The sequence below is a fragment of the Hymenobacter plasmatis genome, from assembly GCF_020711255.1.
GTDB lineage: Bacteria > Bacteroidota > Bacteroidia > Cytophagales > Hymenobacteraceae > Hymenobacter.
Genome location: NZ_JAJFAW010000038.1, coordinates 25,521 through 34,448, shown reverse-complemented (window position 1 = coordinate 34,448; position 8,928 = coordinate 25,521). Strand labels below are relative to the sequence as shown.

Below are 8,928 nucleotides of genomic sequence, written 5' to 3'. Positions count from 1 at the left end.
GGTGGCGAAGGTGGCCTGGGCGGCGAAGCTGGGCGTGGCCGCGCCCGTGGCCGCGGTGTTGAGCAGCACCCCAACGGTGTTGCTGTTTGAGTTGGCCACGAGCAGGTCGGGCTTGCCGTCGCCGTTCACGTCGGCCGCCGCCACGCTGCTGGGTTTGGTGCCGGTGCCGGTGGCGAAGGCGGCCTGGGTGGCAAAGCTGGGCGTTTGGGCCGAGGCCGCACCGGCGGCCAGTAGCAGCGCCAGCCCCACCAGGGGGGCAGCGGCCGCCTGGCGTAGGCAGGCCAAAGAGGAGGAGAATTTCGTCATTGAAGCGCTATTGAAAAATAAGACACACCCTCGCACCCGCACGGCATGAGTAAAGGTCAGCCATTAAGCCGGATATTAAACATAACTTTATTTATTTTCACTGTCCACTGCGCGGGCACCCGGCGTGCCAGCGGGCCGCCCGCCTTCCTATCCGACCGGAGGCGGTATAATTCATACGAGCGTCTTACCCCCGGCTTCCTCGCCAAAAAGAGAGGGATGCCAGCCGAAATCATCGAAATGAAGCAAGTAAAAAGCCCAATGCAGGAGTGCATTGGGCTTTTTACTTTTAATTCTTAACTCCTACCGGTCGGAGTGTCGTTTGGCACACCCTCTCTAAATGGGAAGTGGCCAGAGGGTGAGGCAACCGTATGAAGGCACCAGAGGCCCCTACAGCTTCTCGTAAATCACGGCCGCGCCTTGGCCCACGCCCACGCACATGGTGGCCAGGCCGTAACGCACGCCTTCGCGGCGCTGCATCTCGTGCAGCAGCGTAGCCGTGATGCGCGCGCCCGAGCTGCCCAGCGGGTGGCCGATGGCAATCGAGCCGCCGTTCACGTTCACCTTGGCCGGGTCCAGGCCCAGCTCGCGGATGCAAGCAATGCTCTGGGCGGCGAAGGCTTCGTTCAGCTCAATCAGGTCGATGTCGGCCAGGGTGAGGCCGGCGCGTTCCAGCACCTTGCGGGTAGCTGGAATGGGGCCCAGGCCCATCACCGACGGGTCGACGCCGGCCACGGCCGAAGCCACCACCCGCGCAATGGGCTTGAGGTTGTAGCGCGCCAGGGCGTCCTCGTTCACCAGCAACACGGCGGCTGCGCCGTCGTTGATGCCCGCCGAGTTGCCGGCCGTGACGGTGCCGCCATCGGGCTGAAACGCGGGCTTAAGCGTGGCCAGTTTCTCGAGCGAAGAAAAGCGGGGCTGCTCGTCGGTGTCAAACAAGGCCGTGTCGCCCTTGGGCTGCGGAATAAACACCGGCACGATTTCCTTGCGGAAGCGGCCTTTCTCCAGCGCCCGGGCGTATTTGCGCTGGCTTTCGAAGGCAAAAGCGTCCTGCTCTTCGCGGGTGATGCCGAACTGCTTGGCCACATTCTCAGCCGTCTGGCCCATCGAGAAGGGGTAGTGCAGCTTGCTCAGGCGCGGGTTCACGAAGCGCCAGCCCAGGGTGGTGTCGTGGGCCGTCAGTTCGCGGCCGAAGGCCGATTCCGACTTGGCCATCACAAACGGCGCGCGGGTCATGCTTTCGGTGCCGCCGGCCAGGTACACGTCGCCCTCACCGGCTTTGATGGCTCGGGCGGCGTCCATGATGCTTTGCAGGCCCGAGGCACACAAGCGGTTCACGGTGTTGCCGGGCACCGTGATGGGCAGGCCGGCCAGCAGCGCGGCCATGCGGGCCACGTTGCGGTTGTCTTCCCCGGCCTGGTTGGCGGCGCCAATAATGACGTCTTCTACAGCACTTTTATCAAGGGAGGGATTGCGGCGCAGGAGCTCGCGGAGTACGTGCGCGGCCAAATCATCGGGGCGGACGCTGCTGAGCGCGCCGCCAAATTTTCCAATCGGGGTACGCACCGCGTCCACGACATAAGCAGTTGGCATTCGGAGTATCAATAGCGGCGCAAGCGCCGGATGGGATTAAATTTGTGGCCCCGGCAGAAGCCCGGGGCATTTTTTACCAACAGCAAAGATGATACAAAGAATCCAAAGCGTGTTTTTACTGTTGCTGGCCTTGGCCATGCTCAGCGTGTTAGCCCTGCCGCTCTGGCACAAGGTCGACGGCCTCACCCACCAGGAACTCACTCTCACCGCGTTTGGCTTTGATGCCAAAGGCCTGCAATTACCGGGCACCATTGGGCCCGTTTGGGTAATTGGAGTGCTGGCAGCCGCGTCGGCTGCGGTGGCTTTTTACGAAATTTTTCAATTTCGCAGCCGCGGCAAGCAGTTGCTGCTCGGCTCCATCAACTTGCTGCTCATTACCGGTACGCTTGGCGCGTCCTTCTACTTTTCCAACAAGGGCGAGCAGCTGCTCAACATGAAGCTGCAGGGGCAATTCCTGGCCGGGTTCTACCTGCCCACCCTGGCCTTGCTGCTCAACCTACTGGCCAACCGCTTCATCCGCCGCGACGAGCAGCTGGTGCGCAGCGCCGACCGCCTGCGCTAGCCCAACCTCTTATTGCCAAAACAAAAAGGCCGCTGTGACTATCACAGCGGCCTTTTTGTTTTTATACGTGGCCAGTGTTTAGCGCTGGGGCGCCGCACCCACGGCTTGCTGCACCTCGCGCACGCTGGCATCGAAGTCAAAGGCATCGTACACGCGGGAGAAGTTTTGCGGGTCGACTACGTGGGAATAAGCGAATTTGGCCAGCTCAACTCTGGCCGATTCGAACTGAATGCTGCGCAAGAGGCGCTTCAGGTCATCGGTCTGGATGCTGCTCTGGGCCAGGGCTTCCTTGGCCATGCTCAGCTTGCTGGCTTCGAAAGGGCGCTGCTGCACGGCCTGCACCAGCGCGTCCACTTCTTGCGGGGCCATGGTGCGGTAGTTATTCGCGGCTGAATTCGGGTAGGAGCCCCCGCCGTTGGGGTTGGGCGAGTTGTCGTAGCCGCCGGGGGTATTGCCGTACCCGTTGTTTTGGTTGTTGCCGTTATTAGGGTAGCTGCCATTATTGGGGTTACCACCATTGTTCTGGTTGCCGCCGTTGTTTGGATAGCTATTGTTGGGGTAGCCGTTATTCGGGTAGCTGCCGCCCTGGCCATACGGCGCGGGGCTGTTGTAGCGGCCGCCATTGCGGCCGTCGTTGTAGTAGCCACGGCCTGGGCCATACAACGGCACGGCAGTCACCTGGCGCAAATCGAGCGGACGCCCGGGGCGCGTAATCAGCACAAAGGTGGTTTCGAGGCCGGGCTCCAGCCACACGCGGCTGCGGAAGCGCACTGCGCCGCCATAAGCCGTGGGCACGGTAAAGTCGGCCCAGTGCAGGCCGGGCCCCAACTGCTCTACGTGCACCTGCCGTGCCATGCCCCGGGTAATGGGGCGGCCATCCAGCACTAGGCCAAACGGCACCCCGCGCTCCGACGAGAAGTTAACATTGGCCGGGGCGGGCGGATACGCCAGCGCGGGAGCAACAGCGGCGAGCAATCCAGCCAGGGCAAGTAGTAAAGCCTTTTTCATGGCACTAAAGGAGAATTGCCGTCCGTAAAGCCGGACGACATTTCACTAATTCCAAAAGCTATGCCACGTTTCAGGACAGCTTGAGGCGAGCGTGGCTAGCCCTGGTATCGCCGAAAATACTAGCACAAAAAAGCCCCCGCAGCGCTGGCTGCGGGGGGCTTTTGTTGAAGTAGGCCGAAGCAGTTATTTCGCTACGCGGGTCACCTTAAACTCGGTGCGGCGGTTGCGCTGGTACTCGGCTTCCGATTTCGGCGCCACGATGATGGGGCGGGATTCGCCGTAGCCCTTGGCCGTGATGCGCGCCTTGTCGATGCCCTTGCTCACGATGTAGTCCACGGCGGCCTGGGCTCGCTGCTGCGAGAGCTTCATGTTGTAGGCGTCCTTACCGCGCTGGTCGGTGTGCGAGCTCAGCTCAATGGAGATTTTGGGGTTGTCCACCAGCGTTTGCACCAGCGTATCGAGGCGAATGGCGGCATCGGGGCGGATGTCGTACTTGTTGTAGTCGTAGAGAATGTCTTTGACTTCGATGGCCTTGGCCAGAATGATTTTATTCAGCGTCAAAGTCACTGGCAGCCGAACGTCGTTGGTCAGGTTGGGCAGCTGGTCCTGGCTGGGCTTGCGGCCCACGGTGCTCAGGCCCGCGCGGGCCGCGAAGTCGCCGGGGCGCTCGGCCACCAGCGTGTACACCGAGACCGAGTCCAGCTTCACGCTAAACTTGCCGTCGGGGCCGCTCGTCACCGTCTGACGCTGGCCGTTGGCCCCGATGATGGCCACTTGGGCGCCGGGTATCGGCAGGGTGGTTTTGGCTTTGTCGTCGTGCTCGAGCACGGTGCCGTCGGCGTAGAAGGTCACCAGCTTGAGCGGCTTCTTCTTGAACATGTACTCGTCGTCGGAGCCTTTGCCCCCGGCGCGGTTCGAGCTAAATAGCCCCACGTCGGTGCCCGTGGGTACGGGCGCGAAGTCGTCGCCAATGCTGTTCACATCGGCCCCTAGGTTCACGGCCTGGCCGTTTTTCACCATGAAGATGTCGAGCTTGCCCACGCCGGGGCGCCCGTCCGAAGCGAAGTACAGGGTGCCATCGGGGGCTACGCCGGGGAAGTTTTCGTTGCCGGCGGTATTAATGGTTTCGCCCAGGTTCTCGGCCGGCGAGAAACGGCCATTTGGGCCCAGCGTAGCTTTGTACAGGTCGTTGCCACCCTGCCCGCCCTTGCGGCTCGATGCGAAGTACAGCGTGGTGCCATCCGGGGCGAAGGCCGGGGAAAAGTCGTCGGCGGTGCGGTCATTGATGTTGGCGAGCACGGGCTCGCTCCACACCCCGCCCTTGAGGTAAGAAATCCAAAGGTCGACGCTCAGGTAGCCTTTTTTGCTGCCGTCGTTCGAGCGGGCAAATACCATCGTCTTGCCGTCGGGCGTGTAGGTGGCGCTGGCTTCGTGCTTGTTTACGGAGTTGAAGGGGCCTTCCAGCTTGCGGGCCGTGCCGCCGCTCATGGCCGCCGCGTTGTCAAACTTGATGGCGTAGAGGTCGTCGAAGTTTTCGCCGTTGCCGAGATACTTCTTGCCGTCGCGGCCGGAGGTAAACACAAAGTCGCCAGTGCTGGCCAGCAGCGTGCCGCCAAAGTCGGACGCGGCCGAGTTCAGAGCGTCTACCGGTGTCACGTCGTACTTGTTCTTGATGGCGGCCACGGCCTTGCTGGCGGCGGCGTTCTTGGCTTCGTTTTCGGCGCGGGCCGCGAGGTTGCGGTTGCCGCCGTTGGCAGCGTAAGTAGTAAACTGCGCCGCGGCCTCGTCGTACTTGCCGTTGGCCCGCAGAGCCTCGGCGTAGCGGAAGCCGGCATCGGCGTTTTTCACCCCACCGTCCAGGGCGGCCTTGTAGAAGGGCTCGGCCAGCTCCACCCGGTTGGAAAGGCGGTAGGCTTCGCCAATGCGAAAGTTGGCAATGGCCGCGTTCTTGCCCTTGGCCACATCGGCTTTGTAGAGGGGAATCGCCAGTTCGTATTGGCCGCGTGCGAACTGCTTGTCGCCCTTGCTCATGCTGCCCGTGGTGGCACAGCCGCTAAGGAGCGCGGAAGAGCCAGCCGCAACACAGACGAATAATAGCTTCCTCATGAATGGTGGGGGTGGGGTAGGGAGGGAAACGGGCACCGAAATCTGGGCCCGAGCGGGCATTTTTGGGTTAGCAATAATACTACGTTTAAGTAGCATTCACGCAAGTAGCCGGTTTTTTTCCGCCTGCCCGAAGTAGCGGGCCAGCCAGGTCTCGCCGGCGGGGCGAGGCCACTTGGTATCCAGCTCACCCTTAGTGGCTAAGGTGTTATCGAAATAAAAAGTTTCGGGTTTGATGGTTCCGTTGGCTACGGCTGCCGGCAGCTCGCTGCGCTTAAGCAGTTCCACGGTGCCGCCGTGCAGAAAGGCCAGCTGCGACTTTTCCAGCAGCTCCACCCCAAGCTGCCGCTCGAGTTGGGCCACAAACCGCACCGACGCATCGATGGAGCAGCCGCTGGCCCCGGCCGGGCCTTCGTCGAGGCCAATCACCAGAAACTGCTGGTGCAGAAACTCGGCCGAAGCGTGCAAGGTGTGGCCGTGGCTGGTCCACTCTTCGGCAAAGCGGGCCAGGCGCGGCAATACGCCCACTATCTCCGGCCCGGTGAGCCGGCGGTTGGCCTGGTAAATCCACACCCGGGCCTCGGGGGGCAGCTGGTCAAAAGCAACGTACATGAGTCAGCGATTTTGGCGGGTGGAACTTCTGAGCACAATAACGTCATGCTCATCTGATGTAGGCGGAACCGGTGCTCTTCACTGCGCCTTTTGTCATGGCGTCGTCTGTCATGCAGAGCGCAGCGAAGCATCTTCTCACGCCCGGATGACTCGTGCAGCGGTGATAAGATGCTTCGCTGCGCTCTGCATGACAGACGATAGAGTCAGTATTGAGCTAAGAGATGCGCTTCAATACGCGGCTTAGGCGTTGATGCCCTCGGCGGAAGCTACCAGCTCTGCCAGGTCAAACACTTGCACGCGGCTTTCCTGTTCCTTGTTTTTCACGCCGTCGCTCATCATGGTCATGCAGAACGGGCAGCTCACGGCGATGATGCTGCCTTGCAGGTCGTGGGGGCCGGGGGCGCTGGTTTCGGTTTCTACGCCGCCCAGGTTGGCCAGGGCTTCGGCGGCGCCGCTCAGGGTGGCCAGGGCCTCCTCGGTGCGCTCGATGTTGATGTCCTTTTTGCCGGGCTCGGGCTCTTTCCACATCTGGGCGCCGCCCGCACCGCAGCACAGGCCGTTGGCGCGGCTGCGCTTCATCTCCACCAGGTCGGCGTCGAGGGCGGCCAGCACGTCGCGCGGGGCTTCGTAGATGTTGTTGGCGCGGCCCAGGTAGCAGGAATCGTGGAAGGTGATGCGGCGGCCCTTGAAGCTCTCGCCCCCGGTCACGCCCACTTTGCCCTCGTTGATGAGCTGCTGCAGGTAGGTGCTGTGGTGGATTACCTCGTAGTCGCCGCCCAGCGCGGGGTATTCGTTTTTGATGGTGTTGAAGCAGTGTGGGCAAGCCGTCACGATTTTCTTGATGCCGTAGCCGTTCAAGGTCGTAATGTTCGTCATGGCCTGCATCTGAAACAGAAACTCGTTGCCGGCGCGCTTGGCGGGGTCGCCGGTGCAGCTTTCTTCCAGGCCCAGCACGGCGTACTTGGTGCCCACGTGCTCTAGGATGCGCACGAAGGCGCGGGTCACGCGCTTGTACCGGTCATCAAAAGCACCGGCGCAGCCCACCCAAAACAGGATTTCGGGCGACTCGTTGCGGGCCGCCAAATCGGCCATGACGGGAACGTTGATTTGGCGCTTTTCGCCAGCGGCGGGAGTGGTTGGGGACATGGGAACTTGAGAATGGAAGACGGAACTGTCATCCTGAGCAGCGCGAAGGACCTTATCACGTTCGCGCCGCAAGTGGTTAGGGGTTCTGACGAAAGCAGCGGTGATAAGATGCTTCCTGCGTCAGCATGACAGACGATTTAAGCTACGGTAGCGGCCGCGGGCTTTTCGGCCGCAAACAAGTCGTTGGCCCAGTTGAAGCGGTCCGAAGGGGAGAAAGCCCACGGGGCGCCGTTGTTCTCGATGTTGGAGAACATGACGTTGAGCGAGTTGGGCGCGGCCGACTCTTCCAGCACCAGGAAGCGGCGCATTTCGATGATGCTTTCCAGCGGGTTGATGTTCACGGGGCAGCTTTCCACGCAGGCGTTGCAGGTGGTGCAGGCCCAGAGCTCTTCGGGCGTCACTTTGCCGCGCAGCAGCGTGGCGTTGGCCAAGTCCGTGATAGGCTCGTGCTTGGCTTCAGCGCCGTACACGTTGGGCCTGAATATCACGGGCGAGTTATACTTCTCCTCCATCCGGTCGCGCGTGTCCATGATGATTTTGCGCGGCGAGAGCAGCTTGCCCGTCAGGTTGGCGGGGCACACCGAGGTGCAGCGGCCGCACTCGGTGCAGGAGTAGGCATTCAGCAGGTTGGTCCAGGGCAGGTCTTCGACGTCCTTGGCGCCGAAGGGCGTGGGGGCCAGGGCCGAGCCATCGGGCGCGGTAGGAGCGGGCGGCACCACAAAGCTGGGGTCCATCATGGCCTTTACTTCGTTGGTGATGCTTTCCACGTTGGAGAACTGGCCCTGGGGCACCAGGCGCGAGTACCACACGTTCGGAAACGCCATGATGATGTGGAAGTGCTTGGAGCTGGGCAGGTAGTTGAGAAACAGCAGGATGCCCGTGATGTGGGCCCACCAGCCAAAGCGCTCCAGCAGGTGCAGTGCCCCGGCATTAGCGGGGAAAAGCCCGGTGAGCAGGCTGCTGATGGGGAATGCGCCCGGCAGCGTTTCGCCGCGCAGCTGGTGTAGCTTCAGGTCCGAGGTATTCATCGTGAACAGGGCCACCATCAGAATTACCTCGACGTAGAGAATGATGTTGGCATCGAGCCGGGGCCAGGCGCGCAGCTCCACGCCGGTAAAGCGCTTGACGGGCGGCTTGCGGTTGCGGCGCCACCAGAACGCGGCCACGGCGATAATTACCAGTGCGCCCAGCACCTCGTTGGTGCCCATGAGCAGGCTGTACACCGGCCCGAGGAAACTCAGAAAGCGGTGGGTGCCAAACAGGCCGTCGACCACAATCTCGAGTACTTCGATGTTAATTACGAGGAAGCCCACGTACACCACCAAGTGCAGCAGGGCCGGCGTGAGGCGCTTGAACATCTTCTGCTGGCCAAAGGCAACGAGCAGGGTTTTCTGGAAGCGTTCGGCGGCGTGGCCGCTCATGTCCCGGTCGCGCCCCACGAGGATGTTGGCGCGGATTTTCCGGACTTGCCACGCGAAGAAGCCAAAAGCAGCTACCAGTAGCAGCAGAAAAAGGATTGATTGCAACATGCGGTAAAGGTAAGGAAGCGGGAACGTTTGGGGTGCAATATACTCGGCATGCCGAGTATATTGCTTGGGGAC

8 protein-coding genes are annotated in these 8,928 nt (G+C 61.8%); 1 reads left to right on the top strand and 7 read right to left on the bottom strand.

What is annotated here, in order from left to right; genetic code table 11:
• On the bottom strand, nt 1–306 hold a 306-nt coding region (locus LJ738_RS20210; protein ID WP_227788163.1), incomplete at its 3' end, for an FG-GAP repeat domain-containing protein.
• 387 nt (nt 307–693) lie between these two features.
• Nucleotides 694–1,896: a thiolase family protein gene (locus LJ738_RS20205; RefSeq protein ID WP_227788162.1), complete on the bottom strand. Its 1,203-nt coding sequence runs from the start codon at nt 1,894–1,896 to the stop codon at nt 694–696.
• An 88-nt stretch (nt 1,897–1,984) separates the two neighbouring features.
• On the opposite strand from LJ738_RS20205, the gene LJ738_RS20200 reads away from it, so the two are divergent.
• Nucleotides 1,985–2,458 carry a DUF4293 family protein gene (locus LJ738_RS20200; RefSeq protein ID WP_227788161.1) on the top strand — a complete coding sequence of 158 codons (474 nt, stop codon included), beginning with the start codon at nt 1,985–1,987 and terminating at the stop codon, nt 2,456–2,458.
• Between the two features lie 78 nt (nt 2,459–2,536).
• On the opposite strand, the gene LJ738_RS20195 is transcribed toward LJ738_RS20200, so the two are convergent.
• The 5 genes from LJ738_RS20195 to LJ738_RS20175 all read right to left on the bottom strand — a co-directional run bounded on the left by LJ738_RS20195 (nt 2,537) and on the right by LJ738_RS20175 (nt 8,856).
• Nucleotides 2,537–3,466 (bottom strand): proline and serine-rich protein 1 family protein, encoded by a 930-nt coding sequence (locus LJ738_RS20195; protein WP_227788160.1) that lies wholly within the window; start codon nt 3,464–3,466, stop codon nt 2,537–2,539.
• A gap of 183 nt (nt 3,467–3,649) precedes the next feature.
• Nucleotides 3,650–5,572: a CHU_0125 family OmpA-like outer membrane integrity protein gene (locus LJ738_RS20190; RefSeq protein WP_227788159.1), complete on the bottom strand. Its 1,923-nt coding sequence runs from the start codon at nt 5,570–5,572 to the stop codon at nt 3,650–3,652.
• A 96-nt stretch (nt 5,573–5,668) separates the two neighbouring features.
• Nucleotides 5,669–6,181: a hypothetical protein gene (locus tag LJ738_RS20185; RefSeq protein WP_227788158.1), complete on the bottom strand. Its 513-nt coding sequence runs from the start codon at nt 6,179–6,181 to the stop codon at nt 5,669–5,671.
• 240 nt (nt 6,182–6,421) lie between these two features.
• On the bottom strand, nt 6,422–7,273 hold the full coding sequence (locus LJ738_RS20180; RefSeq protein WP_068198196.1) for a (Fe-S)-binding protein: 852 nt from the start codon (nt 7,271–7,273) through the stop codon (nt 6,422–6,424).
• A 191-nt stretch (nt 7,274–7,464) separates the two neighbouring features.
• Nucleotides 7,465–8,856, bottom strand: a complete 1,392-nt coding sequence (locus LJ738_RS20175) for a 4Fe-4S dicluster domain-containing protein (RefSeq protein ID WP_227788157.1) — start codon at nt 8,854–8,856, stop codon at nt 7,465–7,467.
• Nucleotides 8,857–8,928 lie beyond the last annotated feature (72 nt).

Bases quoted from the DNA above. Each gene is read 5' to 3' on its own strand.
- LJ738_RS20190 (WP_227788159.1), bottom strand. From the start codon at position 5,572: ATGAGGAAGCTATTATTCGTCTGTGTTGCGGCTGGCTCTTCCGCGCTC.
- LJ738_RS20175 (WP_227788157.1), bottom strand. From the start codon at position 8,856: ATGTTGCAATCAATCCTTTTTCTGCTGCTACTGGTAGCTGCTTTTGGC.
- LJ738_RS20185 (WP_227788158.1), bottom strand. From the start codon at position 6,181: ATGTACGTTGCTTTTGACCAGCTGCCCCCCGAGGCCCGGGTGTGGATT.
- LJ738_RS20180 (WP_068198196.1), bottom strand. From the start codon at position 7,273: ATGGCCGATTTGGCGGCCCGCAACGAGTCGCCCGAAATCCTGTTTTGG.
- LJ738_RS20200 (WP_227788161.1), top strand. From the start codon at position 1,985: ATGATACAAAGAATCCAAAGCGTGTTTTTACTGTTGCTGGCCTTGGCC.
- LJ738_RS20195 (WP_227788160.1), bottom strand. From the start codon at position 3,466: ATGAAAAAGGCTTTACTACTTGCCCTGGCTGGATTGCTCGCCGCTGTT.
- LJ738_RS20205 (WP_227788162.1), bottom strand. From the start codon at position 1,896: ATGCCAACTGCTTATGTCGTGGACGCGGTGCGTACCCCGATTGGAAAA.